The sequence below is a fragment of the Roseixanthobacter liquoris genome (assembly GCF_043195135.2).
Taxonomy (GTDB): Bacteria; Pseudomonadota; Alphaproteobacteria; order Rhizobiales; family Xanthobacteraceae; genus NCEH01.
On sequence record NZ_CM195537.1, the window covers coordinates 671412 to 695848 of the forward strand.

At 68.5% G+C, this 24437-nt stretch carries 22 protein-coding genes; 13 read left to right on the forward strand and 9 right to left on the reverse strand.

The features are described 5' to 3' along the window. Positions 1-200: 200 nt before the first annotated feature. From V5F84_RS02975 to mobA, 3 genes are all read right to left on the reverse strand, one after another. A complete protein-coding gene (locus V5F84_RS02975; RefSeq protein WP_394046659.1) occupies positions 201-1631 on the reverse strand; it encodes a homospermidine synthase in 1431 nt (476 codons plus the stop codon). Positions 1632-2118: 487 nt separating this feature from the next. After that, positions 2119-2511 (reverse strand): group II truncated hemoglobin, encoded by a 393-nt coding sequence (locus tag V5F84_RS02980; RefSeq protein WP_394046657.1) that lies wholly within the window; start codon positions 2509-2511, stop codon positions 2119-2121. A gap of 38 nt (positions 2512-2549) precedes the next feature. Further along, entirely contained in the window at positions 2550-3200 is a 651-nt protein-coding gene (gene mobA / locus V5F84_RS02985) for a molybdenum cofactor guanylyltransferase (protein ID WP_394046655.1), read from the reverse strand. A 145-nt stretch (positions 3201-3345) separates the two neighbouring features. On the opposite strand from mobA, the gene V5F84_RS02990 reads away from it, so the two are divergent. The 5 genes from V5F84_RS02990 (at position 3346) to V5F84_RS03010 (ending at position 7312) form a co-directional block, all read left to right on the forward strand. Continuing rightward, positions 3346-3537 (forward strand): hypothetical protein, encoded by a 192-nt coding sequence (locus V5F84_RS02990; RefSeq protein ID WP_394046653.1) that lies wholly within the window; start codon positions 3346-3348, stop codon positions 3535-3537. After that, the gene (aztA, locus tag V5F84_RS02995) at positions 3534-4280 is read left to right on the forward strand and encodes a zinc ABC transporter ATP-binding protein AztA (RefSeq protein WP_394046651.1); all 747 of its coding nucleotides are present in this window, start codon (positions 3534-3536) and stop codon (positions 4278-4280) included. The genes V5F84_RS02990 and aztA overlap by 4 nt, the downstream gene beginning before the upstream one ends. A 3-nt stretch (positions 4281-4283) precedes the next feature. After that, a complete protein-coding gene (locus V5F84_RS03000) occupies positions 4284-5156 on the forward strand; it encodes a metal ABC transporter permease (protein WP_394046649.1) in 873 nt (290 codons plus the stop codon). An 11-nt stretch (positions 5157-5167) separates the two neighbouring features. After that, entirely contained in the window at positions 5168-6130 is a 963-nt protein-coding gene (locus V5F84_RS03005; RefSeq protein WP_394046647.1) for a metal ABC transporter substrate-binding protein, read from the forward strand. A gap of 105 nt (positions 6131-6235) precedes the next feature. Then, positions 6236-7312 (forward strand): CobW family GTP-binding protein, encoded by a 1077-nt coding sequence (locus tag V5F84_RS03010; RefSeq protein WP_394046645.1) that lies wholly within the window; start codon positions 6236-6238, stop codon positions 7310-7312. 64 nt (positions 7313-7376) lie between these two features. Here V5F84_RS03010 and V5F84_RS03015 read toward each other — a convergent pair whose 3' ends face one another. The 3 genes from V5F84_RS03015 to hrpB all read right to left on the reverse strand — a co-directional run bounded on the left by V5F84_RS03015 (position 7377) and on the right by hrpB (position 12587). Further along, positions 7377-8456, reverse strand: coding sequence for a phosphatidylglycerol lysyltransferase domain-containing protein (locus V5F84_RS03015; protein WP_394046643.1), 1080 nt, complete (start codon positions 8454-8456; stop codon positions 7377-7379). A gap of 31 nt (positions 8457-8487) precedes the next feature. Beyond that, positions 8488-9915: a sodium:proton antiporter gene (locus tag V5F84_RS03020; RefSeq protein WP_394046641.1), complete on the reverse strand. Its 1428-nt coding sequence runs from the start codon at positions 9913-9915 to the stop codon at positions 8488-8490. A 167-nt stretch (positions 9916-10082) separates the two neighbouring features. Beyond that, entirely contained in the window at positions 10083-12587 is a 2505-nt protein-coding gene (gene hrpB / locus V5F84_RS03025) for an ATP-dependent helicase HrpB (protein ID WP_394046639.1), read from the reverse strand. A 130-nt stretch (positions 12588-12717) separates the two neighbouring features. On the opposite strand from hrpB, the gene V5F84_RS03030 reads away from it, so the two are divergent. From V5F84_RS03030 to V5F84_RS03040, 3 genes are all read left to right on the forward strand, one after another. Beyond that, positions 12718-13710: a WD40 repeat domain-containing protein gene (locus tag V5F84_RS03030; protein ID WP_394046637.1), complete on the forward strand. Its 993-nt coding sequence runs from the start codon at positions 12718-12720 to the stop codon at positions 13708-13710. A gap of 175 nt (positions 13711-13885) precedes the next feature. After that, positions 13886-14632, forward strand: coding sequence for an acetoacetate decarboxylase (locus V5F84_RS03035; protein WP_394046635.1), 747 nt, complete (start codon positions 13886-13888; stop codon positions 14630-14632). A 160-nt stretch (positions 14633-14792) separates the two neighbouring features. Then, positions 14793-15944, forward strand: coding sequence for a patatin-like phospholipase family protein (locus V5F84_RS03040; protein WP_394046633.1), 1152 nt, complete (start codon positions 14793-14795; stop codon positions 15942-15944). A 75-nt stretch (positions 15945-16019) separates the two neighbouring features. On the opposite strand, the gene V5F84_RS03045 is transcribed toward V5F84_RS03040, so the two are convergent. After that, positions 16020-16790, reverse strand: coding sequence for a TSUP family transporter (locus V5F84_RS03045; RefSeq protein WP_394046631.1), 771 nt, complete (start codon positions 16788-16790; stop codon positions 16020-16022). A 76-nt stretch (positions 16791-16866) separates the two neighbouring features. On the opposite strand from V5F84_RS03045, the gene V5F84_RS03050 reads away from it, so the two are divergent. Further along, positions 16867-17766, forward strand: coding sequence for a LysR family transcriptional regulator (locus V5F84_RS03050; RefSeq protein ID WP_394046629.1), 900 nt, complete (start codon positions 16867-16869; stop codon positions 17764-17766). A 22-nt stretch (positions 17767-17788) separates the two neighbouring features. Here V5F84_RS03050 and V5F84_RS03055 read toward each other — a convergent pair whose 3' ends face one another. Continuing rightward, the gene (locus V5F84_RS03055; protein ID WP_394046627.1) at positions 17789-18439 is read right to left on the reverse strand and encodes a glutathione S-transferase family protein; all 651 of its coding nucleotides are present in this window, start codon (positions 18437-18439) and stop codon (positions 17789-17791) included. 297 nt (positions 18440-18736) lie between these two features. Here V5F84_RS03055 and V5F84_RS03060 point away from each other — a divergent pair, with 297 nt between their 5' ends. Then, on the forward strand, positions 18737-19966 hold the full coding sequence (locus V5F84_RS03060; RefSeq protein WP_394046625.1) for a polyhydroxyalkanoate depolymerase: 1230 nt from the start codon (positions 18737-18739) through the stop codon (positions 19964-19966). A gap of 72 nt (positions 19967-20038) precedes the next feature. On the opposite strand, the gene V5F84_RS03065 is transcribed toward V5F84_RS03060, so the two are convergent. Next, complete coding sequence (locus tag V5F84_RS03065; RefSeq protein WP_394046623.1) at positions 20039-20605, reverse strand: type 1 glutamine amidotransferase domain-containing protein; 567 nt, start codon at positions 20603-20605, stop codon at positions 20039-20041. Between the two features lie 143 nt (positions 20606-20748). Here V5F84_RS03065 and V5F84_RS03070 point away from each other — a divergent pair, with 143 nt between their 5' ends. The 3 genes from V5F84_RS03070 to V5F84_RS03080 all read left to right on the forward strand — a co-directional run bounded on the left by V5F84_RS03070 (position 20749) and on the right by V5F84_RS03080 (position 24408). Next, complete coding sequence (locus V5F84_RS03070) at positions 20749-21933, forward strand: pyridoxal phosphate-dependent aminotransferase (protein ID WP_394046621.1); 1185 nt, start codon at positions 20749-20751, stop codon at positions 21931-21933. 22 nt (positions 21934-21955) lie between these two features. Continuing rightward, positions 21956-22594 carry a lysozyme inhibitor LprI family protein gene (locus tag V5F84_RS03075; protein ID WP_394046619.1) on the forward strand — a complete coding sequence of 213 codons (639 nt, stop codon included), beginning with the start codon at positions 21956-21958 and terminating at the stop codon, positions 22592-22594. Positions 22595-23484: 890 nt separating this feature from the next. Continuing rightward, complete coding sequence (locus tag V5F84_RS03080) at positions 23485-24408, forward strand: sugar kinase (protein ID WP_394043889.1); 924 nt, start codon at positions 23485-23487, stop codon at positions 24406-24408. The last annotated feature ends 29 nt before the right edge of the window (positions 24409-24437 follow it).

Consider the following 24437-nt stretch of genomic DNA (forward strand, 5'->3'; position numbering starts at 1 on the left):
CGATTATGGCACCTGCCGCGACGGCATAAAAATGGCGGCGTGCGCAGGCGGTGCCACATTCTCGCCGACCCGCGTGCACGTTGCGGTGAGGAGGCGCGGGGCGGAAAACGAAAAAGGCCCTACCCCGGGGGGAGGGCCTCGTTCAGGGGCGAAGGCGCGGGTCGCAGCTGGCGCGCTCAGCGCACGAAGCGACCTTGCGGTCAGCGCACGATGATATTCTTGAACTGCCAGGGGTCCTCAAGGTCGATGTCCTCGGGGAACAGGTCCACGCGCTTGGTGAGCGGGGTCCAGTCGGTATAGGTGCCCTTCACCTCGCCGAGATAGGGCGCCTGCACCTGGAGGCAGCGGCGGAAGTCCATCTCGTCGGCTTCCACGATGCCGGCTTCCGGGTTTTCCAGCGCCCACACCATGCCCGCGAGCACGGCCGAGGTCACCTGGAGGCCGGTGGCGTTCTGGTAGGGCGCAAGCTCGCGCGCTTCCTCGATGGAGAGGTGCGAGCCGTACCAATAGGCGTTCTTCGCATGGCCATAGATCAGCACGCCCAGCTCGTCGCGCCCGTCGACGATCTCGTTCTCGTCGAGGATCTTCCAGGAGGATTGCTGCACCCCGCCGGCGCCGAACATCTCGTGCAGCGACAGCACCGCGTCGTTGCAGGGGTGGTAGGCATAATGGCAGGTCGGGCGGTAGAGCACGTTCGCCCCGTCGCGCACGGTCAGATAATCGGCGATGGAGATCGCCTCATTGTGCGTGACCAGATAGCCGAACTGCGGGCCGGGCGTGGGGGTCCAGCTGCGCACGCGGGTGTCCGCGCCGGGCCGCATCAGATAGATGGCGGCGCCGCAGCCGCTCGCATGGGTGCGCCCGTCCGGGGGAAGCTGCTTCTCGTGGGTGCCCCAGCCCAGTTCGGCCGGCTGCAGGCCCTCGGAGACGAAGCCTTCCACCGACCAGGTGTTGACGAACACGTCGGCCGGCTTGGGATCGCGGGCGCGCTGGGTGTCGCGCTCGGCGATGTGGATGCCCTTCACGCCGAGGGCGCGGGCGAGCTGCGCCCATTCCTCGCGGCTGGCGGGCTCCGGCCGGTCGAGCCCGGTGTCGGCGGCGATGTTCAGCAGCGCCTGCTTCACGAACCAGGACACCATGCCCGGATTGGCGCCGCAGGTGGAGACGGCGGTGGGGCCGCCCGGCGCGCGGCGGCGCGCGTCCAGCAGGCCCTCGCGCAGCGCGTAATTGGAGCGCGCCTCGGGGCCGAGCGTGTTGTCGAAATAGAAGCCCTTCCAGGGCTCGATGACCGTATCGACATAGAGCGCGCCGATCTCCCGGCACAGTTCCATGATGGCGACAGACGACACGTCCACCGAGAGATTGACGCAGAAGCCGCGCCCGCCGCCCGCCGTCAGCAGGGGGGTGAGCAGGTCGCGATAATTCTCCGCCGTCACCTCGGACTGGATGAAGCGGATGCCGCGCTCGTCCAGCAGAGCACGATCCTTGTCCACGGGATCGATAACCACGAAGCGGGATTTATCGAATTCGAAGTGGCGCTCGATAAGCGGCAGCGTGCCGCGACCGATCGACCCGAAGCCGATCATCACAATGGGGCCATCGATTTTCGCGTGAACCGGACATTGGCTCATGATGGGGAATACTCCTCGTCAACGCCCAGATGTAAGCGCGGCCGCACCATGCGGACGGGCGGTCCCGCCGTCAACACTTGCCCGGTGAAAAGTGAAGAAACACAAGGCTTGGGACGGGATTTTAGGGGGGCGACGCGGGGCCGGGACGACATAAAAACGTCATGTCGGGTTCCCGGGGCGCCGGGCCGGCCGGCGGCGGCGAGAACCTGCAGGAAGCTGCCGTAGCGTCGTGCGCGCGTGTCCTCTCGGACCCATCGACATGCGGCGGTGGGGCGGATCGTCGAGGCGCCTGGCGGCAGGGGCTCGCGCGATTGCCTTATCTTGGGCTGAACGTCATGGACGGGCTCGTCCCGGCCATCGCACGGTTTCACGGACCGGTGGAGGCTCCGGGCGCGCGGCGGTTTGTCGCCCGAATAAACCGCGCGCAACGCCAGATGGACCGCGCTTTGGAGGGTACGGGGCGCGTCGTGCCGCCTGCGACCGGCGGTCAGGCCCGGTTCTGCATATGGGCGGCGAGCGCTTCCACGCGCGGCAGCACTTCGGCGGCGGCGGTGCGGTCGGAGACCGTCTCGGCCAGCGCCCGGCGGAAGCAGGCCAGCCAGCCGTCCCGCTCGGCCGGGCCGATGGCGGCGGGAAAATGGCGCATGCGCAGGCGCGGATGGCCGTTGCGGGCCACGTAATCGGACGGGCCGCCGAGCCAATAGGTGAGATATTCCTCCAGCTTGCGCGCGCTGCCGTCCAGGCTCGGGGGATGGATGGCACGGCATTCGGCAGCCTCGGGCAGCGTGTCCATCAGGTGATAGAAGCGTCCCACGAGCGCGCGCACGCCGGCCGCGCCGCCGATCCGCTCATAGAGGCTGGGCTCCCCGACGTCTGGCATATTTCCTTCCCGTCCCTTTTTGGCTTGTCGCCGGAACCCTAGCGCGGCCGGCGCGCCGGCTCATCCTGGGAGGATTGCGGAGTTTCCCCGGCCTTGATCCGTGCCTGCTCCAGATCCGCCGGCGTATTGACGTTGAAGAAGATCTCCGCCTCCGCCGCATAGGCGGCGACATCGGAGGGCGGCAGGATCATCGCATCGAGGGCGGCGATGAAGCCGTCCATGCGCAGGTCGCGGCGGCCGATGAAGGGCGGGATCAGCGGGGCGATGCGGCGGGCATAGATGGCGTGGAGTGGCTGCAAGCCATAGCCGTCGCGCGGCACGGCGGCGTCGTGCCCGCCGATGCTGGCATTCAGATGATGGATCAGCGGCGGGGAGATGAACGGCATGTCGCAGGCGCACACGAAGACCTTGTCGGTGCGCGCGTGGGTCAGCGCTGTATGCAGCCCGCCCAGCGCCCCGTTGCCGGGGGCGATGTCGGGATGGACCGTGAGCCCGCGCGCCGCATAGGGCTCGGGATCGGCGGCGATGACCATCAGCTCCTCGCACAATGGCGCGAGGCGGGCGATCAGCCGGTCGATTACCGGAACGCCGCCGACGCTCACCAGCGCCTTGTTGACATGACCCATGCGGCGGGCCTGGCCGCCGGCGAGAATGGCGGCGCTGAGGCCGGAAATGCGCTGCTCACTCATCACGCTCTGCTCCGTCCGGGGGCCGGCCGGATATGGACGCGCCGTCGGGCGCTGGCAAGGCGCCCGGCGCGGCTCGCGAAAAAGTGGACCGGCTCGCGTTCGGTCATGCTGGACAGGGCTAAAGATACTCTGTATCAAAACCCCCATGACGCTGCTTGACCCCATCTCTTCGGCCTCCGCGCACGCCGCCCCTCATCGCCATGGGCCGTCCGGCGCGATGGCGCAGGCGCAGCCGGCGCCGTTTTCGGTGCTGCGCTCCTCGCTCGCGGGGCGGCTGGCGGTCGTTGCCGGGCTCAGCGCGGTGATGTGGGCGCTCGTGCTGTGGGTGGTCGCATGACCGCGCCGATCCAGCTGCGCTTCCGCGACCTCACCCTCGGCTATGAGCGCCACCCGGCGGTTCACCATCTGGACGGCGCGGTGGAAGAAGGTGCGCTGCTCGCGGTGTGCGGGCCGAACGGCGCCGGCAAGTCCACCCTCATGAAGGCCATTTCCGGCGCGCTGCGCCCGCTCGGCGGCGCCATCGAGCGCTGCGGGCTCGATTCCCGCGACATCGCCTATCTGCCCCAGGGCGCGGAGGTGGATCGCTCCTTCCCCATCAGCGTCTATGATCTGGTGGCGATGGGGCTGTGGCGCCGCGCCGGCCTGTTCGGCGGCATCGGCAAGGCGGACCATGCCCGGATCGCCGACGCCATCGCCGCGGTCGGCCTCACCGGCTTCGAGCGCCGGCCCATCGGCACGCTCTCGGGCGGCCAGATGCAGCGCACCCTGTTCGCGCGCCTGCTGCTCCAGGATGCCCGCCTGATCCTGCTGGACGAGCCGTTCAACGCGCTCGACGCCAAGACCGTGTCCGACCTGCTGGAGCTGGTGCGCCGCTGGCACGGGGAAAAGCGCACGGTGCTGGCAGTGCTGCACGATTTCGAACTGGTGCGCGCGCATTTCCCGCAGACCCTGCTTCTGGCGCGCGGACCCGTCGCCTGGGGGCCGACCGCCGAGGTGCTGGCGCCGGACAATCTGCTTCTGGCCCGCCGCATGACCGAGGCGCCCCAGGACGGCGCCGCCCCGTGCAGCGCGGCGGCCTGACCCATGACCGTCTACGACCTGCTGGTCGGTCCGTTCGCGGAATTCGAATTCATGCGCCGGGCGCTGGTCGGCGTGTTCGCATTGGCGATCGGCGCCGGCCCGGTGGGCGCCTTCCTGATGCTGCGGCGCATGAGCCTGACCGGCGACGCCATGGCGCACGCCATCCTGCCCGGGGCGGCGCTGGGCTTCCTGTTCTCGGGGCTGAATCTTTACGCCATGACGGTCGGCGGCATCGCCGCCGGGCTGCTGGTGGCGGTGGGCGCGGGGGTGATCGCCCGTGCGACCGAGCTGAAGGAGGACGCCTCGCTTGCGGCCTTCTACCTGATTTCCCTGGCGCTGGGCGTGATGATCGTCTCGCTCAAGGGCTCGAACGTGGATCTCCTGCACGTGCTGTTCGGCACCGTGCTGGGGCTTGACGACCCGACGCTGATCCTGGTCGCCGGCATCGCCACCCTGACCTTGGTGACGCTGGCCATCATCTGGCGCCCTCTGGTGCTGGAATGCGTGGACCCGGCCTTCCTCGCCTCGGTGAGCCGGGCCGGTGGGCCGAGCCATATCGCCTTCCTGGCGCTGGTGGTGCTGAACCTCGTGGGCGGCTTCCACGCCCTTGGAACCTTATTGTCGGTGGGCCTGATGATGCTGCCCGCCGCCACCGCCCGCTTCTGGGTGCGCGACCTGACGCCCCTGGTGGCGCTGGCCACTTGCATTGCGTTCGCGAGCGGGGTCGTCGGCCTGCTCGTGTCCTACCATTTCGGCGCCCCCTCGGGGCCGGCCATCATCCTGGTGGCCGGAACCGCCTACGCGGTCTCGGTGCTCGTCGGGCCGGCCGGCGGCATCGTATCGGGACGCGTCCGAAGACGGCATCTCGAAGCCTAACGGAGTAAGCCATGCTCTCTCGTCGTTCCCTGCTCGCCGCGGCACTCGTGCTCGGCGTAACCCCCGCGCTCGCCCAGAGCGAGGCCGGCGCCCCCGCCGCGAAACTGCCGGTGGTGGCCTCGTTCTCGATCCTCGGGGATTTCGTGAAGAATGTCGGCGGCGACCGCATCGCCGTGACCACCATCGTCGGGCCCAACAGCGACACCCACGTCTACCAGCCGACCCCGAGCGACGCGAAGACGCTCGCCGCCGCCAAGGTGGTGTTCGTCAACGGCCTCGGCTTCGAGGGCTGGATGGACCGGCTCGTGAAGGCCTCCGGCACCAAGGCGACGGTGGTGGTCGCCACCACCGGCATCAAGCCGCGCGAGCGCACCGCCGACGAGCCGCAGGACGATGACGACGCGCCGAAGGGCAAGAAGGACGCGCACGCCGGCCACGACCACGGCCCGATCGATCCCCACGCCTGGCAGTCGGTGGCCAATGCCAAGGTGTATGTGGCCAATATCCGCGACGGCCTGATCGCCGCCGACCCCGCCGGCAAGGACGCCTACACCGCCAATGCCGACGCCTATCTCGCCAAGCTCGACGCGCTCCAGGCGGATGTGGTGAAGGCCGTCGCCACCATCCCGGAAGACCACCGCCGCATCATCACCTCCCATGACGCGTTCGGCTATTTCGGCGATGCCTATGGCCTGAAGCTGCTGGCGCCGGAAGGAGTCTCCACCGAGAGCGAGGCGTCCGCCAAGGACGTCGGCCGCATCATCCGCCAGATCAAGGCGCAGAAGATTCCGGCGGTGTTCCTGGAGAATGTCACCAATCCGCGCCTGGTCGACCGCATCGCCAAGGAAAGCGGCGCCAAGGTGGGCGGCACGCTCTATTCCGACGCCCTGTCCGATGACAAAGGGCCGGCCACCACCTACATCGACATGGTGCACTACAACCTGCGCCAGCTTTCGGCCGCCCTGGCGAGCTGAAGCTCCTCCCGGGTTGGGGGCAAAGGATTTTCATTGGACCCGCGCGGCCGGTGCATCGCCGGCCGCGCGGCATGAGGCGGGACCGAAGCCCGCGCAGGAGAAATCATGTCTGCAAGCGCATCCGAAAAGATCCCCGTCACCGTGCTCACCGGCTATCTCGGCGCCGGCAAGACCACGCTGCTCAACCGCATCCTCTCCGAGCCGCACGGCAAGAAATACGCCGTTATCGTCAATGAGTTCGGCGAGGTGGGCATCGACAACGACCTCGTGGTGGGCGCCGACGAGGAAGTGTTCGAAATGAACAACGGCTGCATCTGCTGCACCGTGCGCGGCGACCTGATCCGCATCATCGACGGGCTCATGCGCCGCAAGGGCGGCTTCGACGGCATCATCGTGGAGACCACGGGCCTTGCCGATCCCGCCCCCGTCGCCCAGACCTTCTTCGTGGACGAGGAGATGGGCGCGCGCACCAAATTGGACGCCGTGGTGACGGTGGCGGACGCCAAATGGCTCACCGACCGGCTGAAGGATGCGCCCGAGGCGAAGAACCAGATCGCCTTCGCCGACGTGATCCTGCTCAACAAGACCGATCTCGTCACGCCGGAGGAACTGGCCGAGGTGGAGGCGCGGATCCGCGCCATCAATCCCTATGCCAAGCTTCACCGCACCCAGAAGTCGGCCATCGCCCTGGACCAGGTGCTGGACCGCGGCGCCTTCGATCTCGACCGCATCCTCTCGCTGGAGCCGGCGTTCCTGGAGCAGGACGAGCATGTGCACGACGAGACCTGCGGCCCGGACTGCGGCCATGATCACGGCCATGACCATCACCACGACCACGGGCACGGCCACCATCACGGCCATGGCGGGCTGAAGCATTTCCACGACGAGGACATGCAGTCGGTCTCCATCTCGACCGACAAGCTCATGGACCCGGACAAATTCTTCCCCTGGGTGCAGGATCTGGTGGCCACCGAGGGCGTGAACATCCTGCGCTCCAAGGGCATATTGGCGTTCAAGGACGATCCGGACCGGTTCGTGTTCCAGGGCGTGCACATGATCCTGGACGGCGATCACCAGCGCCCCTGGAAGCCGGAGGAGAAGTTGCAGAGCCGCATCGTCTTCATCGGCCGCAATCTCGACCGCACGAAGCTGGAAGACGGCTTCCTCAGCTGCGCGGCCTGAGCCTCCCTCCCCGCCCTGCGCCCGGCCGGTCTCCGGCCGCGGCCAGCCCGGCGCGCGTCCGGCATCAGCCGCGCGCGTGCGCCGGACGCAGGCGCCGGAGCGGGGCGGGTAGCGTGCGGTCGATCCAGGCCGCGAATACCTGGCGGCGCGGGTAGAGCCACAGGCCCGCGCCCATCACCGCGGCCCCCAGCACCGAGAGCGCGAACGGAAACAGCAGCGAATCCTTGAACACCTCCCCCACGAGGTGGCCGACATAAATGCAGATGCCGATCGCCCCGAACACGGCATAGACCCGTCGCGCCAGGAAGATGGCGAGCAGAACCAGGGCGATATTGATCAGGCCATAGAGCGCCATCGCCCATTCCGTGCCGCCGTCGTGCAAGCTCAGCCCGCCCCAGAAGGTCACAGCCGCCACCAGATGCAGCCAGAAGGCGAAATCGGCGCGGGTGGCGGCGAGATCCACCGCCCAGGCGATCAGCAGCATCGCGAGGCCGAAATAGAGCGAGACGTCGCGCCGCTCGTCCAAGCTCAGGTCCGGCGTGTGGAACAGCACCGGGGCAAGATCCATGGAGAGGAACCAGAGCGCGAACGCCATGATCGCGACGATGAACGGGAAGCGATAGAAGGCCAGGGCGCCGGCGCCCGCCGCGAGGGTGGCGAGCTCCATGGGCAGCCAGCTGCCGTGGACCCAGCGATAGAAATCCACATAGGTGCCCGGCGCCCCCTGCGCCCCCCAGGCGCCGAGCGCGTCCTGGAGGCCGAACACGGCGAGCGGCGCCATGCCGACCGCGACCGCGATCATCAGCCCGCCCGGCGTGGTGAGCCCGCGCCGCCACAATTGGTCGCCGGCGATCAGGAACACCCCGGCATAGGCGATGGCGGTCAGCATCAGCGCCACCCCGCCCATCTGCGCGAAGGCGAGGGTGGCGAACAGGGTCATGGCGCCGATGATGGTCAGCGCCCCGCCGTACCAGAGCAGGTGGGTGAGATCGAAGCGGGGCGTCGCCATGGCGGCGGCGTGTGGGGATGGGTCGGCCGGCAAGGCGGCCAGCAGCCGGGCCACCGCCTCCGGGGCGATGGCGGCGGCGGTGGCCGCCTCGGCGATCTGTTCGCGGGTGAAACAGTGTTCGCGGGTGAAGGACATCGCCTTGCTCCGTCTCCCCCCCGCCCGGCCGCTAGATGAAATACAGGAAGGTGATGAGCGCGAAGCAGGGCAGCAGGAACACGCAGGACCAGCCCATATAGCCGAAGAAGCTCGGCATCTTCACGCCGCGGTGGCGCGCGATGGACAGCACCATGAAGTTGGGCGCATTGCCGATATAGGTCATGGCGCCCATGAACACCGCGCCCGCCGAGATCGCCTCCAGCGTCACCTGCAACGGCCCCATGAGGCGATAGGCATCGCCGCCGGCGAGGTTGAAGAAGACGAGATAGGTCGGCGCATTGTCCAGGAACGAGGACAGGATGCCGGTGAGCCAGAAATACCAGACGTTCACCGGCTGGCCGCTCGGATCGGTGACGAGGTCCACCAGCGGCGCGAGCGCGCCGGTGGAGCCCGCGCGCAGGATGGCGATGACCGGGACGATGGTGAGGAAGATGGCGGCGAACAGCTTCGCCACTTCCAGGATCGGCTCCCAGTCGAAGCCGTTGCGCTCGCGCACCAGGCGCGGCGTGATGGCGAGCGAGACGAAGGCGATGGCGATCAGCAGCACGTCGCGGATCACCCATTGCAGCTCCACGCGGGTGCCGTAGACGTCAAACACGATGCCCGGCTTCCACAGCGCGCTCAAAAGGATGGCGCCGATGATGCCGAACAGCAGCGGCACGTTCTGCAATCCGCGCACGGTGACGCGCTCGGTGTCCGGGGTGGGATCGCGCAGCGGCGGCGGGGTTTCCCTGGAATAGAAATAGCGGTCGAGACAGTAGAAGGCGACCAGCAGGATGCCGGCGACCACCACCGTGTCGTGAAACAGGTGGGTGGTGGTCCAGAAGAAGCTGACGCCCTTCAGGAAGCCCAGGAACAGCGGCGGGTCGCCGAGCGGGGTCAGCGAGCCGCCGATGTTCGACACCAGGAAGATGAAGAACACCACCACATGCACGTTGTAGCGCCGGTTGTCGTTCGCCCGCAGCAACGGGCGGATCAGCACCATGGAGGCGCCGGTGGTGCCGATGAGGCTCGCGATCACCGTGCCGAACGCCAGGATCGCGGTGTTGGTCAGCGGCGTGCCGTGGATGTTGCCGGCGATGAGAATGCCGCCGGACACGGTGAACAGCGAGAACAGGAGGATGATGAAAGGAATATATTCCAGCGTCGCCGTATGCACCACTTCGTGCAGGGTCAGGCTGGGTCCGAAGGTGAGCGCGAACGGCACCACGAAGCAGGCGCCCCAGAACAGCGCCACCTTGCCGTAATGATGGTGCCAGAAATGGTTGGCGAGCAGCGGAAACAGCGCGATCGACAGCAGCATTCCGGCGAACGGCAGGCCCCAGAGCAGGTTCAGATCGGCGCCGTTGATGCTCGTCGCACCCGGCGCGGCCGCCTGGGCGAGCGAGGCGCCGAGCAGAACCGGAGCGGCGGCCAGCAGGCCGGCGAGCGTGCGCACTCGACCTCGCCCGTGGGATGCATGCGGCTCTGCGGTTTCACGTCCCGGATTTCGCGCCACCGTCCACTCTCCCACGTCTGCCAAGCTTTTTGATGGACGATGCAGGCGGCTAACGCAAGCTGGCCGCACCGCTTTCGGCCGTGCGTCTGCCGCTGCGTCAGGGCGGATCAGGTGCCGCGCGGTTTCGCCCGGTGCGTCGGCGGCGCGGATGCGGGGTCCTCCGGCCAGGGATGGCGCGGATAGCGCCCGCGCATCTCGGCCCGCACGTCGCGCCAGGAACCGCGCCAGAATTGCGGCAGGTCCTTCGTCACCTGGATCGGCCGGTGGGCCGGCGAGAGCAGGGAGAGGATCAGCGGCACCTTGCCCCCCGCGATGGCGGGATGGCGGGTGAGGCCGAACAGTTCCTGCACCCGCACCGCCAGCAGCGGCCCTTCGGGATTCTCATAATCGATGGGCAGGCGCGAGCCCGAGGGGGCATCGAAATGGGTCGGCGCCTCCGCCTCCAGGCGGGCGGCGAGCGCATAGGGCAGCAAGGCGTGAAGCGCATTGCCGAGATCCCCCGCGCCGATCTGGGCGAGTGCAGACTTGCCGTCGAGAAACGGGGCGAGCCAAATGTCCGCCGTCGCGGCGAGGGTTGGGTCGGAAAGGTCGGGCCAGCCCTGTGCCTCGCCCTCCGCATGGCGCAGGAACTCCACCCGGTCGCGCCATTGGGCGAGCGCCGCCGTCCAGGGCAGGCGGTTCATGCCGAGGCTCGCGATCCCTTGCGCCAGCACCCGCGCGGTTTCCGCACCCGCCGGCACCGGGCGCGGCCGGTCGGCGAGCACGAGGGCGCGCAGGCGCCGCGTCTCGCGCGCCCGCACGGCGGCGGCCTCGGCGTCGAAGGCGATCTCGATGCCGGAGCGGATCTCGCCCGCGAACAGGCGCTCCAGCTCCTCGTCGGATAGCGCGGCGGCGAGCGAGATGCGCGCCGCCTCCGCCCGGCCGGAAATTTCTGCCACCGCCAGCAATGGCGCCTTGGCGAGCGTGGCGGACGGCTCCATCACCCCGCCGCGCCCGTTCGCCAGCAGGAAGCGCGTGCCGTCGCCGCGCGCCTTCGCCACCCGGTCGGGAAAGGCGAGCGCCAGCAGGGCGGCGGGGGAGGGGGCATCGCCCGTCTTCGCCCCGCGCGCGCCGGCAAGATCGGCCCAGCGCTCCGCGAGGCGGCGGGCATCGTCGGCGCGGCGGGAGCGGTCGCGGCGGAACTCCTCCAGACGGTGCAGCAGGTCCACGCTCTCGCCGCCGAGACCGCGTTCCACCAGGATCGCGGCGATCTCTGCGGCAAGCGCGGCTGCGCCGGCATCGGCGCCCCTCACCACCATATGGGCGAGGCGCGGCGGCAGGGGCAGGCGCGCCATGCGCCGGCCGAGCGCCGTCACCGCGCCGTCTTCGTCGAGCGCGCCGAGCAGCACCAGCAGCGCCTTCGCCTCCGTGAGGGCGGGCAGCGGCGGCGGATCGAGAAAGGCGAGGCTGCGGGCATCGCGCACGCCCCATACCGCGAGATCGAGCACCAGGCCGGAGAGGTCGGCGGCGAGGATCTCCGGGGTCGCGAAGGCTTGCAGGCTGGCGGTCTCCGCCTCGCCCCACAAGCGATAGCACACGCCCGGCTCCGTGCGGCCCGCGCGGCCGCGCCTTTGGTCGGCGGCAGCGCGGGAAACGCGCACGGTCTCAAGGCGCGTCAGCCCCACGTCCGGCTCGAAGCGCGGTACGCGGGCAAGACCGCCGTCGACCACCACGCGCACCCCCTCGATAGTGAGGCTGGTTTCGGCGATGGAGGTGGCGAGCACCACCTTGCGCCGCCCGGCGGGCGCGGGCAGCACCGCGCGATCCTGCTCGGCGGAATCCAGCGCGCCATAAAGCGGCACGATATCGACGGAAGGGTCGCGCACCTGCGCGCGCAGCAGGTGTTCCGTGCGGCGGATCTCGCCCGCGCCGGGCAAAAACGCCAGCACCGAGCCGCGCTCGGCGCCGAGCGCGGTCTTCACCGCCTCCGCCACCTGGGCGTCGATGGGCGCGCGGGCATCGCGGCCGAGATAGCGGGTGGTGACGGGAAAGGCCCGGCCCTCGCTCGCCACCACCGGCGCCGGCTCGCCCGCCCCGCCCAGCAGCGCGGCGACGCGGGCGCCGTCGAGCGTTGCCGACATGGGCAGAATCCGCAGGTCCTCGCGCAGCGCGCCTTGCGAATCGAGCGCGAGGGCAAGGCCGAGATCGGCGTCCAGGCTGCGCTCGTGATATTCGTCGAACAGCACCGCCGCGACGCCGGACAATTCCGGATCGTCCAGGATCATGCGGGTGAACACGCCTTCGGTGATCACCTCGATCTGGGTGCGGCGGGACACTTCCGAGCGCAGGCGCACGCGGTAGCCGACCCGATCCCCCACGCGCTCGCCGTGGGTCTGCGCCATGCGGTGGGCGGCGGCGCGGGCCGCGAGGCGGCGCGGCTCCAGCACCAGGATGCGCCGGCCCGCGACCCAGGGCTCGTCCATCAGCGCCAGGGGCACGCGCGTGGTCTTGCCCGCGCCCGGCGGCGCGACCAGCACGGCGCTCGCCCGCGCGCGCAGCGTCGCGGTGAGGGCGGGAAGAACGGCGTCGATGGGCAAAGCGGTGTCGAACATGGCGCGGCAGACCGGGAACATCGCCCCTTAGGCCATCAAAGCGCGGGGAAATCCAGCGCCGCGCCCTCCGCGCGGCCCGATGGCGTTACAAGCCCGCGGCCTTGGCTTATGAAGACGGCATCCGACCCGCCTTCATGGAATGTCGCCCTCGATGCCGTCCACGCCGTCTTCGCTCACCGACAAGGTGCGCACCTTCGCCCTCGACGGGGCGACCGCCTCCGTCGCCTTCCTTCGCGGCACTTGCGTCTTCATCGCCGAGAGCGGCACCGCGCTCTTCCCGGCGACGGACAGCACGCTCGCGCTGCACGACGGCGTGGTGCTGTGCGCCGCCGGCGACGGGCAGCGCCTCGTCACCGGCGGAGACGATGGCAAGGCGATGGAGGTGCTTGCCACCGGGGAAGCGAGGACCATCGCCACCCAGAAGGGTCGCTGGATCGACCGGATCGCGCTGGGGCCGGACGGTGCGGTCGCCTATTCCGCCGGCAAGACCGCCCATATGGTGCCGGCGAAGGGCGAGGCGCGCAGCTTCGCGGCGCCGTCCACCGTGGGGGGCCTCGCCTTCGCGCCCAAGGGTCTGCGGGTGGCGGTGGCGCATTATGGCGGGGTGAGCCTCTGGTATCCCAACGCCGCCGACGCAAAGCCCGAGGTGCTGGAATGGAAGGGCTCCCATCTCGGCGTCACCTATTCGCCGGACGGGCGCTTCATCATCACCACCATGCAGGAACCCGCGTTGCACGGCTGGCGCCTGGCGGACGGCGCCCACATGCGCATGACCGGCTATCCGGCGCGGGTGAAAAGCTTCGAATTCACCCATGACGGCAAGTGGCTCGCCTCCTCCGGCTCCACCGAAGTGGTGCTGTGGCCGTTCGCCACCAAGGATGGTCCCATCGGCAAGCAGCCCTCCATGCAGGCGCCCTCGGCCAATGGCGGGCGCGTGACCCTGGTTTCCTGCCACCCCAAGGACCCGGTGATGGCCGCCGGCTATGACGACGGCATGGTGCTGATGGTGCGCCTGACCGACGGCGCGGAAATCCTGCTGCGGGCGCCCGACGCCTCCGCCGTCTCGGCCATCGCCTGGCGCAAGGACGGCGGCGCGGTCGCCTTCGGCACGGAAAGCGGCAGCGCCGGCCTGCTGGAATTTTAGGCCCTGCGTGGGCGGGCGGGATGCGGCGGTCCGCGGCGTGGGCGCCGCACCTCAAACCCGGCGCCGGCCCCTGGCTGGTTGTGATCGTCGCGGGGCTGTCACGTCGAAAGGCTATCGGCTAACGTCAGCGTCATCTCGCAGGCGCGAGATGCACCAAGCCGGTCGGAGATGCTCCATGAAGATCGAGGACGTTCGCCGCAACGCCTACTCCATGCCCTTGACGAATCCCGCCTATCCGCCGGGACCCTACCGCTTCTTCGACCGCGAGTTCATGATCATCACCTACCGCACCGACATCGAGGCGCTGCGCCGCGTCGTGCCGGAGCCGCTCGAAGTTTACGAGCCGCTGGTGAAGTATGAATTCATCCGCATGCCCGATTCCACCGGCTTCGGCGACTATACCGAGACCGGACAGGTGATCCCCGTGAAGTTCAACGGCGTGGAAGGCGGCTACGTCCATTCCATGTATCTGGACGACGAAGCGCCGATCGCCGGCGGCCGCGAACTCTGGGGCTTCCCCAAGAAATACGCCCACCCCAAGATGGAAGTGGAGAAGGACGTCCTGGTCGGCCGCCTGCACTATGGCAAGACCCTGTGCGTGGAAGCCACCATGGGCTACAAGCACAAGCAGGCCGACAAGGACGCGGTGCTCGCCGCCCTGAAGACCCCGAGCTTCCTGATCAAGATCATCCCCCATGTGGACGCCACCCCGCGCATCTGCGAGCTGGTGCGTTACTATCTGGAAGACATCCAGCTCAAGGAATGCTGGACCGGCCCGGCCGCGCTCGGCCTCTATCCGCACGTGATGGCGGACGTGGCCAAGCTGCCGGTGCTCGAAGTGGTCTCGGCCCTGCACCTGCGCGCCGACCTGACCCTCGGCATGGGCGAAGTGGTGTACGACTACATGACCGAGCCGAAATGATCCGGCCCGGAGCGCTTGCCGCCCCACGGCGCTTGCGCTCCGGCGCCTGATTCTGCCTTCTTCGAACCGACGGCATGGCCCGGCGAGGGGTGGCTTGGAAACCCACCCCTCGCGCGCTGAACGGGCCGCTGGCCGCCAAGCTGGATGGGGAACGACCGACATGCGCACGCGGATCTGTGAAAATCCCAACGACATCAGCGATATCGTCAGGGATTACGATCGTATCGCCCTGGTGTTCCAGGGCGGCGGCGCGCTCGGCGCCTATCAGGCGGGCGTCTATGAGGCCCTGTCGATCGCGGGGGCCGAGCCCAACTGGATCTCCGGCGTGTCCATCGGCGCCATCAATTCCGCGATCATCGCCGGCAATACCCCGGAAAACCGCATTCCCCGCCTGCGGGAATTCTGGGAGACGGTCTCCGGCCGCAAGATCTGGCCGTTCACCCCCGACGGCGACGTGTTCCGGGCCCTGCGCAACCAGATGAGTTCCTATGTGACCATCAACCTGGGGCAGCCGGGCTTCTTCAAGCCGCGCTGGCCCAATGCCTGGCTGCTGCCCACCGGCGCCGAGGGCGCGACCAGCCTCTACGACACCACGCCGCTGCGCGAGACCCTGCTGAAGCTGGTGGATTTCGATCTCATCAACAGCAAGCAGAAGCGCTTCTCGGTGGGCGCCACCAATGTGCGCACCGGCAACTTCGTCTATTTCGACAACACCACCCACCGCATCGGCCCCGAGCATGTGATGGCCTCCGGCGCCCTGCCGCCGGCCTTCCCCTCGGTGCGCATCGACGGCGAATATTACTGGGATGGCGGCGTGGTCTCGAACACCCCGCTGCAATGGCTGCTGGACCAGCCGGACCATCCCGGCGCGCTGGTGTTCCAGGTGGACCTGTTCAGCGCGCGCGGCGAACTGCCCCGCGACATGTTCCAGGTGATCGAGCGCCAGAAGGACATCGGCTATTCCAGCCGCACGCGCTACACCACGGACCTGTTCCGCCGGGTGCAATTGCTGCGCTCCAAGCATGCGGAAGCGGTGCTGCGCATTCCCGAGCAGCTGCGCACCGAGGAAGACCTCCAGGTGATCGCCGATTACGAGCGGTCCGGCGCGGTCAATATCTGCCACCTGATCTATCAGGAGAAGGATTACGAGCGCGACTTCAAGGATTACGAATTCTCCGGCACCTCCATGCGCGACCATTGGGCGTCGGGCTTCGAGGATACGGTGAAGACCCTGCGCCATCCGCAATGGCTGGTGAAGCCGGACAAGAGCAAGGCCATCGTCATCCACGACGTGCATCGCACCGACGACTGAGCCGGTTCCCGCGCTCCCGAAACGCGACATCCCCGGCCCTCGGCCGGGGATTTTCGTTTGCGCCGCCGGCGCCGCTCAGGCGAGGACGCCGCGCGCCAGCATGAAGGCGCCGAGGCCGAGCAGGCCGGCGAAGAAACAGGTCTTGAAGGTCGCCGGCGAGAAGGAGAGGCGCATGCGCCGCCCCATCTCCATGCCGATCAGCGCCGGCACCAGGGCGATCAGCGACAGCATCACCGCATGCGGGTCGGCAAGCGGGGCGTCCCCGCCGGTGAGGGCGAAGGCGAGGGTGAAGTTCGCCACCGTGAAGGTGAGGCCGAGCGCCTGGATCAGGTCCTCCCGCTCCAGCGCGAGCGATTGCAGATAGGGCGCGGAGGGCATGACGGTGACGCCCGTCGTGCCGGTGAGGAAGCCCGAGGCGAGGCCGATGATGGGCGAGAGCCATCCTTCCCACGCGGTCGGCGTGTGGAAGTGGATCGCCCGCAGGCCCAGGACGCCATAGATGAACAAGGTCAGCCCCAACAGCGGCGGCGCCCAGTGGGAACTCAGCCCGCCCAGCCAATAGCCTCCCACCAGCGTGCCGGTCATGAGGGTCAGCAGCAGCGCCCAGAACCGCTTCGCATTGGGCAGGATGCGCGGGCCGCTGAACAATTGCAGCACATTGGTCACGGTCGCCGGAACGATGATCATCGCCGCCGCGTGGGAGGGCGGCATGACGATGCTCAGCAGGCCGACGCCGATGGTCGGCAGCCCCATGGCGATGACGCCCTTGACCACGCCGGCGAGCACCAGCGCGAAGGCGATGAAGAGGAGGGTGAGGAGGGACCAGTCGGACATGGGCGCGAACATGCGGCTTCCCTCCCGCGCCGGCAATGTGGAACTTCCGCTTCTAGCCTTCGGATCCTCCGAAGGATAAGCTTCGCTTATGCGCTTTGATCTCTCGGACCTGCGGCTGTTCCTGAATGTGGTGGAGGCCGGCAGCCTCACCGCCGGGGCCGCCCGCGCCCATCTGGCGCTGGCCTCGGTGAGCGCGCGCATCCGAGACATGGAGGCGGAGATCGGCACGGCGCTGCTGGAGCGCGGCCGCGCCGGCGTCGCCGTCACCCCGGCCGGCGAAGCGCTGGTGCATCACGCCCGCCTGATGCTGGCGCAGAGCGAGCGCATGCGCGGCGAACTCGCGGGCTATGGCAAGGGATTGAAGGGCCATGTGCGCCTGTGGTGCAACACCGCCGCCTTCGGCCACGGCCTCTCCGCGGAACTCGCCCGTTTCCTCGCCGCCAATCCCAACATCGACATGGACCTGGAGGAGCGGCCGAGCTGGCAGATCGCCCAGGCGCTCGCCGAGGGCCTGATCCATCTCGGCATCACCTCGGACGCCGCCGATACCACGGGGCTGCATCTCACGCGCTATCGGGAGGATCATCTGGTCGTCGCCCTGCCGCGCGGCCATCCCCTGTGCGACCGCGCGCGCCTGCGCATCGCCGACCTGCTGGACGAGCCGTTCGTCGGCCTGCCGGAGGGCAACGGCCTGCAAAGCCTGGTCGACCGCAATGCGGTCCGCGCCGGCGGGGCGCTGAAATACCGGGTGCGAGTGAACGGGTTTGCCGCCGTCGCCACCATGGTGGGGCCGCACATCGAGGCCCATGTGGGGCTCGCGGTGATCCCGGCGGCGGTGGCGCAGCAATTGCGCGAGAGCCACGCGCTCGCCTTCGTGCCGCTGGACGAGCCCTGGGCGCGCCGCACGCTGGTGATCGCGGTGCGGCGCGAAGACGTGCTGCCGGCCTATGCCCAGCGCCTGCTCGCCTATCTGCGGCCGGCGACCTGAAGGTGGGCGAGCGATGTGGGCCCTAAAATTCGACGTCCAGCTCTTCCAGCTCTTCCGGCTCGCTCTTCGCCCCGGCGATCCATTCCTGCATGAAGGGATGGGCCATCATGCGGTCGCGATAGGCGGCGCAGGCGGCGTCGAGGGCGACGTCATAGGTGGAGAAGCGCGAGCACACCGGCGCATACATGGCGTCCGCGAGCGTGATGCTCGGGCCCATCAGATACGGCCCCCCATGGGCGGCGAAGCAGCCGCGCCAGATGGCCAGGATGCGCTCGATGTCCGCCTGGGCGCCGGCCCACACCTTGAAGCCCGGGAAATGGGCCTTCATGTTCATCGGCAGGGCCGAGCGCATGTTGGCGAAGCCGGAATGCATCTCGCCGGAGATGGAAAGGCAGTGTGCCCGTGCCGCGCGGTCGGCGGGCAGCAGCTGGGCTTGCGGGAAGACTTCGTTGAGATAGGAGGCGATGGCCAGCGTATCCCACACGGTCACGCCCTCGTGCACCAGGCGCGGCACGAGGAAGGAGGGGGAGAGCAGCAGCAGTTCGGCCTTCGCGTCCGGATCGTCCACCGGCACCCGCTCTTCCTCGAAGGCGAGGCCCGCCATCTTGCACAGCAGCCAGCCGCGCAGCGACCAGGAGGAGTAATTCTTGCTGGAAATGGTGAGGGCGCTCATGAACGTCACCGCTGGCTCGAAGGCATCTGGAGCAATCTTAGCGGTTGTGTGTTGCAATGCACCACCCCCCGCTCCAATATCCTTTCTAGAAGTACATCCGATCGAGCGCGTAGGGAAGTGTAGAACAGAAATTGCGCCAAAGCCTTAGCTCTTTCGGACAGGTCGAATTGCGGGCCGGCCCGGGTGTCGGCGTGGCCCGCTCAGCGGGTATCCAGCGGGTAAAAGGCGTCCAAACGCGATGAAAAAGAACCTGTCTTCCAGGACCCAGCTCCCCTCTTGCCGGCAGCGAAGGGCATCATGATGTACCTCGCTTACCAGACCCAGTCCGACCTGATGGACCCCTTGCGCTTCGGGGCCCATATGGCCCGGCGCGCGCTCGACAATTCCTTCCTCTCCCTGTTCAGCACCGAAGGCATGCGCACCGGCATGCGCCATCTCTCGGCCGCGTTCGAGATGGTGGAGCGCGCCGGGCTCAGCCACGCGCGCCTGCCGTTCGGCATCTCCAGCACCATGGTCGGCAACCAGGAAGTGGAAGTCACCGAGGAGCCGGCCCATGTGCTGCCGTTCGGCACCTTGCTGCATTTCAAGAAGGACACCGCGGTGCCGCAACCGCGGGTGCTGGTGGTGGCGCCGCTCTCCGGCCATTTCGCCACGCTGCTCGTGGGCACGGTGAAGACCCTGCTGCCCGACCACGACGTCTATATCACCGACTGGCACAATGCCCGCGACGTGAGCCTGGAGCACGGTGCCTTCGGTTTCGACGATTATGTCGAGCACGTCATCAAGTTCCTGGAATTCATGGGGCCGGGCTGCCACATCCTCGGCGTCTGCCAGCCGTGCGTGCAGGTGCTGGTGGCCGCCGCCGTGATGGCGCAGGAGGGCAACCCCGCCTATCCGCGCTCCATGACGCTCATGGCCGGCCCCATCGACTGCCGCGTGAACCCCACCAAGGTGAACGAGCTCGCCACCTCCAAGCCCATTTCCTGGTTCGAGAAGAATCTCATCGCCACGGTGCCGATGGGCTTCAAGGGCGCGGGCCGCAAGGTCTATCCCGGCTTCATCCAGTTGACCGCCTTCGTCAGCATGAATCTCAATCGCCATGTGAAGGCGCACATGGAGCTGTACGAGAACCTCGCCGCCGGGGAGCTGGAAAAGGCCGAGACCACCAAGCATTTCTACGATGAATATTTCGCGGTGCTGGACCTCGCCTCGGAATTCTACCTGGAGACGGTGAAGTACGTGTTCCAGGATTACCTTCTGCCGAAGGGCGAATTGACCTATCGCGGCAATCCCATCGACTTCAAGGCGATCCGCCGTACGGCGCTGCTGACCGTGGAAGGCGAGCGGGACGATATCTGCTCCATCGGCCAGACCATGGCGGCGCAGGATATCTGCTCGGGCCTGCGGCCCCACCGCAAGCGCCATCATATGCAGGCGGGCGTGGGGCATTACGGCGTGTTCAGCGGGCGCAAATGGGCCGGCCAGGTCTATCCGCTGGTGCGCAACCACATTCTCGCCAGCGACTGAACCCCATCCCCCGGCTTCGGCCGGGGGATGATGCGTCGCGGACCGGACCCCGCCGGGATCCGGCAGGCATCGTCACGCCGCGCGCTGGCCGCCGTGTTTGCCCTCGGCGAATTCCTCGATCATCTTGGCGTTGAAATCGGGAATGTCCTTGGGGTTGCGGCTGGTGACGAGGCCCTGGTCCACCATCACCGATTTGTCTTCCACCTTCGCCCCGGCATTGGCGAGATCCACCTGGATCGCCTTGTAGCCGGTCATGGCGCGGCCCTTCACGAGCCCGGCCGAGATCAGCACCTGCGGCCCGTGGCAGATCGCGGCCACGGGCTTGTGATCGGCGAAGAAGGCGCGGGTGAAGGCGAGCGCCTTCTCGTTGATGCGCAGCGCGTCCGGGTTCATCACCCCGCCGGGCAGCAGCAAAGCGTCGAAATTTTTCGCATCGGCGGCGTCGAGGGCGACATCCACCGTGATGCGGTCGGCCGGCTTGTCGTGGTTCACGCCCTGGACCTCGCCCTTCTCGGGGCTGACGATCTTCACGTCGGCGCCGGCGGCTTTCAGGGCCTTCACGGGTTCCGTTAGCTCCACATTCTCGAAGCCGTTGGCGACCAGGACCGCGATCCTGCGTCCGTCGAGACGGTTAGCCATGGAAATTCTCCTTTTTGCTCATTGGTGCTATCGGTGCGCTCAAGCCCTGTGGCGTGAGGACGAGCCCCGTCCGGCCCCGGGGAACAACCCGAGGACGCAGCAAGGGGTTCCCGGCGCAGCCGGGCACCCGAGGGAGAGACGCCATGTTGAAAACCGTCGCCGCCTTCGACCGGATCGGCGAGGAAAATGCGTTTGCCGTTCTGGCGCGCGCCACCACGCTCGCGAGCCAGGGCCGCGACATCATCAATCTCGGCATCGGCCAGCCGGATTTCCGCACCCCCGAGCATATCGTGGACGCCGCCATCAAGGCGCTGCGCGACGGCCAGCACGGCTATACGCCCTCGGTGGGCATCGCGCCCTTGCGCGAGGCGGTGGCGGCCGACCTGCACAAGCGCTACGGCGTGGACGTGGATCCCGGCCTGGTGATGATCGTGCCCGGCGGCAAGGTCACCATGTATGCGGCGATCCGCCTGTTCGGCGAGCCCGGCACGGAAATCCTCTATCCCGATCCCGGCTTCCCCATCTATCGCTCGATGATCGAGCACACCGGCGCGACGCCGGTTCCGGTGCCGATCCGCGAGGAGAATGCCTTCGCCTTCTCGGCCGAGGAGACGCTGGCGCTGATCACGCCCAAGACCCGCCTGCTGATCATCAATTCCCCCGCCAATCCCACCGGCGGCGTCACGCCCAAGGCGGAGATCGACAAATTGGTGAAGGGCCTCGCCGCTTATCCCCACGTGGCGATCATGTCGGACGAGATCTACGATCATTTCGTCTTCGACGGCCAGGCCCACCAGACCCTGCTCGCCTATCCGGAGATCCGCGACCGGCTGATCCTGCTCAACGGCTGGTCCAAGACCTATGCCATGACCGGCTGGCGGCTCGGCTATTCCATCTGGCCAAAGGGCCTGTACGAGCAGGTGCGCAAGCTCTCCGTGAATGCCTGGAGCTGCGTCAACGCCGCCACCCAATATGCCGGCATCGCCGCGCTTCAGGGCCCGCAGGACGCCGTGCACGCCATGGTCGCCGAGTTCGATCGCCGTCGCCACATCGTGGTGGAGGGGCTGAACGCCCTGCCCGGCGTCTCCTGTGCGACGCCGGGCGGCGCCTTCTATGCCTTTCCCAACATCGCCGGCACGGGGTGGACCTCGGCCAAGGCGCTCGCCTCCGCCTTGCTGGAGGACGCCGGTGTGGCGGTGATCGGCGGGCCGGATTTCGGCGTCTACGGCGAAGGCTATCTGCGGCTGTCCTATGCCAATTCGGCCGAGAATATCCGTGCCGCGCTCGGCCGCATCTCCGCCTTCCTGGCACAGCGGCAGGTGGCCTGAGCAGCCGGCGGGCGGAGGGGGAATGACACGCCGCGCCTTCGCCCGCAGGACCTTCGCCGGCACGACCTTCACCGGCCGCATTCCGGCGCGCCGTCTGCCGTTGCTCGGCCCGCTGCTGATCTGCCTGCTGCTGCTCGGCCTGTTGATCTTGGCGCCGGGCGGGCCGGCGCGGGCCCAGCCGGCGGCCGGGCCGGCCAAAGCGGCGACGGCGGAACCCTGGCCCGCCACCGCCCGCTGCCGCAGCGGCGAAGTGTTGGCCCGCGAGTACAATCGCTGCCTCTATGACGCGATCCAGCTGTCCGAGAAGGGGATGGAAGCCGCGCTCGCCAATGCCTTCGCGGTCATCGACGCGCGTTCCGACCTTCTGCCGGCCCAGCGCAACCGCTGGCGCACGCTGCTGGACGAGGCGCAGATCCGCTACGGCATGTATCGCAATTTCGATTGTCAGAGCGTGGCGCCGTTCGAGGGGCGGCGCGGCATCGGCGATTTCGAGCAGCGGGCCTTGTGCCTGATCGCCAATAACGAGCGCCGCGCCGAGGATCTGCGCCGCCGCTATGGCGAGGTGCCAAAGCCCGTCGCGCCGGCGCCGGCCCTGGTGGTGGAGAATATCGGCACCCGTCCCGCCACCTGGCTCGCCGCCGTGGCGCGGCCGCTGGACTAGCCGGGCCAGCTTCCAGAGAGAGAACCCCCTCTCCCCATCGGGGAGAGGGTTGGGGTGAGGGGCGCGCCGCCCGCGCGAAGGCCGGGCGTTGCCATGCCGAGGGTCCCCTCACCCGTCCGCTGCGCGGTCGACCTCTCCCCCTCGGGGAGAGGTGGGGTCCCGTCCGGCCCGGCGTCTGGCTTCCGGAGAGAATACCCCCTCTCCCCGTCGGGGAGAGGGCTGGGGTGAGGGGCGCGCCGCTCGCGCAAAGGCCGGGCGTTGCCATGCCGAGGGTCCCCTCACCCGCCCGCTGCGCGGTCGACTTCTCCCCATTGGGGAGAGGTGAGGTCCCGTCCGGCGCGGCTGCTGGCTTCCGGAGAGAGAACCCCCTCTCCCCGTCGGGGAGAGGGTTGGGGTGAGGGGAGCGCCGCCCGCGCGAAGCCCGGGCGTTGCCATGCCGAGGGTCCCCTCACCCGTCCGCTGCGCGGTCGACCTCTCCCCCTCGGGGAGAGGTAAGGTTCCGTCCGGCGCGGCGTCTGGCTTCCGGAGAGAAAACCCCCTCTCCCCGTCGGGGAGAGGGTTGGGGTGAGGGGCGCGCCGCCCGCGCGAAGGCCGGGCGTTGCCATGTCGAGGGTCCCCCTCACCCGTCCGCTGCGCGGTCACCTCTCCCCTCGGGGAGAGGTGAGGTTCCGCCCGGCGCGGCTGCTGGCTTCCGGAGACAAAACCCCCTCTCCCCGTGGGGGAGAGGTAAGGTCCCGTCCGGCGGGGCTGCTGGCTTCCAGAGAGAGGACCCCCTCTCCCCGTCGGGGAGAGGGCTGGGGTGAGGGGCCGTCCCCCGCCTAAAACCATTAGACTTGCGCCGGCCACGTGGTTTCGCCAAAGGTGCGGGGCGATGCGTTCGAGGAAGTGCAATGGCCAAAGTGGTTTGCGTGGGCGAAGTGATGGTGGAGCTGGCGCGCGGCAATGACGGCCGGTTCGGCCTCGCCTTCGGCGGCGATACCTTCAACACCGCCGTTTATCTCGCCCGCGCGGGCATCGAGACCGCCTATGCCACCGCGCTCGGGGACGATGCCTATTCCGCCCAGATCCTGGACCTCGCCGCCACCGAGGGCGTTGAGCGCGACGCGGTGCTGATCGCCCCGGGGCGGGTACCGGGCCTCTATCTCATCACCACCGACGACCGGGGCGAGCGCACCTTCCATTACTGGCGCGACACCGCCCCCGCCCGCTCGCTGTTCGAATTCGAGGGCTGGCAGCGTGTCGCGGAGATCCTGGTGGATGCGCGGGCCACCTATTTCTCCGGCATCACCCTGTCGCTCTATTCCAATGTCGGGCTCGGCCGGTTCCTCGCGGCGCTGGAAATGGCCGGCGAGCGGGGCGCGTGGCGCGTGTTCGACGGCAATTACCGCCCGCGCGGCTGGGGCGGCGATGTCGCGCGCGCCCGCACCGTGTTCGCCGAGGCGCTGAAGCGCGCCTCCATCGCCATGCCCACCTTCGAGGACGAGGCCGCGCTGTGGGGCGATGCCTCGCCGCTCGCCACCATCGAGCGCATGACCACCTATGGGGTGAGCGAAGTGGTGGTGAAGAACGGCGCCGGCGGGGCCCTCGTCTATGCCGACGGGCGCCTCGTCGAGGTGCCGGTGGAGCGCGAAGTGCGCCCGGTCGACACCACGGGCGCCGGCGACAGCTTCAACGCCGCCTATCTCGCCGCCCGTCTCGCGGGCGCCAGCCCGGAACAGGCGGCGCGCGCCGGCCATCGCCTCGCCGGCACGGTGATCCTGCATCGCGGCGCCATCATCCCGCGCGCCGCGCAAGAGGGGCTGCTGGCGCATTGAGCGCGATGTGGAAGGCCAGTTGGAAGTGA

What these genes read in the sequence shown, in the direction of transcription:
- V5F84_RS02975 (WP_394046659.1), bottom strand. Translation starts at nt 1,631, where the DNA reads ATGAGCCAATGTCCGGTTCACGCGAAAATCGATGGCCCCATTGTGATG.
- V5F84_RS02980 (WP_394046657.1), bottom strand. Translation starts at nt 2,511, where the DNA reads ATGCCAGACGTCGGGGAGCCCAGCCTCTATGAGCGGATCGGCGGCGCG.
- mobA (WP_394046655.1), bottom strand. Translation starts at nt 3,200, where the DNA reads ATGAGTGAGCAGCGCATTTCCGGCCTCAGCGCCGCCATTCTCGCCGGC.
- V5F84_RS02990 (WP_394046653.1), top strand. Translation starts at nt 3,346, where the DNA reads ATGACGCTGCTTGACCCCATCTCTTCGGCCTCCGCGCACGCCGCCCCT.
- aztA (WP_394046651.1), top strand. Translation starts at nt 3,534, where the DNA reads ATGACCGCGCCGATCCAGCTGCGCTTCCGCGACCTCACCCTCGGCTAT.
- V5F84_RS03000 (WP_394046649.1), top strand. Translation starts at nt 4,284, where the DNA reads ATGACCGTCTACGACCTGCTGGTCGGTCCGTTCGCGGAATTCGAATTC.
- V5F84_RS03005 (WP_394046647.1), top strand. Translation starts at nt 5,168, where the DNA reads ATGCTCTCTCGTCGTTCCCTGCTCGCCGCGGCACTCGTGCTCGGCGTA.
- V5F84_RS03010 (WP_394046645.1), top strand. Translation starts at nt 6,236, where the DNA reads ATGTCTGCAAGCGCATCCGAAAAGATCCCCGTCACCGTGCTCACCGGC.
- V5F84_RS03015 (WP_394046643.1), bottom strand. Translation starts at nt 8,456, where the DNA reads ATGTCCTTCACCCGCGAACACTGTTTCACCCGCGAACAGATCGCCGAG.
- hrpB (WP_394046639.1), bottom strand. Translation starts at nt 12,587, where the DNA reads ATGTTCCCGGTCTGCCGCGCCATGTTCGACACCGCTTTGCCCATCGAC.
- V5F84_RS03030 (WP_394046637.1), top strand. Translation starts at nt 12,718, where the DNA reads ATGCCGTCCACGCCGTCTTCGCTCACCGACAAGGTGCGCACCTTCGCC.
- V5F84_RS03035 (WP_394046635.1), top strand. Translation starts at nt 13,886, where the DNA reads ATGAAGATCGAGGACGTTCGCCGCAACGCCTACTCCATGCCCTTGACG.
- V5F84_RS03040 (WP_394046633.1), top strand. Translation starts at nt 14,793, where the DNA reads ATGCGCACGCGGATCTGTGAAAATCCCAACGACATCAGCGATATCGTC.
- V5F84_RS03045 (WP_394046631.1), bottom strand. Translation starts at nt 16,790, where the DNA reads ATGTTCGCGCCCATGTCCGACTGGTCCCTCCTCACCCTCCTCTTCATC.
- V5F84_RS03050 (WP_394046629.1), top strand. Translation starts at nt 16,867, where the DNA reads ATGCGCTTTGATCTCTCGGACCTGCGGCTGTTCCTGAATGTGGTGGAG.
- V5F84_RS03055 (WP_394046627.1), bottom strand. Translation starts at nt 18,439, where the DNA reads ATGAGCGCCCTCACCATTTCCAGCAAGAATTACTCCTCCTGGTCGCTG.
- V5F84_RS03060 (WP_394046625.1), top strand. Translation starts at nt 18,737, where the DNA reads ATGATGTACCTCGCTTACCAGACCCAGTCCGACCTGATGGACCCCTTG.
- V5F84_RS03065 (WP_394046623.1), bottom strand. Translation starts at nt 20,605, where the DNA reads ATGGCTAACCGTCTCGACGGACGCAGGATCGCGGTCCTGGTCGCCAAC.
- V5F84_RS03070 (WP_394046621.1), top strand. Translation starts at nt 20,749, where the DNA reads ATGTTGAAAACCGTCGCCGCCTTCGACCGGATCGGCGAGGAAAATGCG.
- V5F84_RS03075 (WP_394046619.1), top strand. Translation starts at nt 21,956, where the DNA reads ATGACACGCCGCGCCTTCGCCCGCAGGACCTTCGCCGGCACGACCTTC.
- V5F84_RS03080 (WP_394043889.1), top strand. Translation starts at nt 23,485, where the DNA reads ATGGCCAAAGTGGTTTGCGTGGGCGAAGTGATGGTGGAGCTGGCGCGC.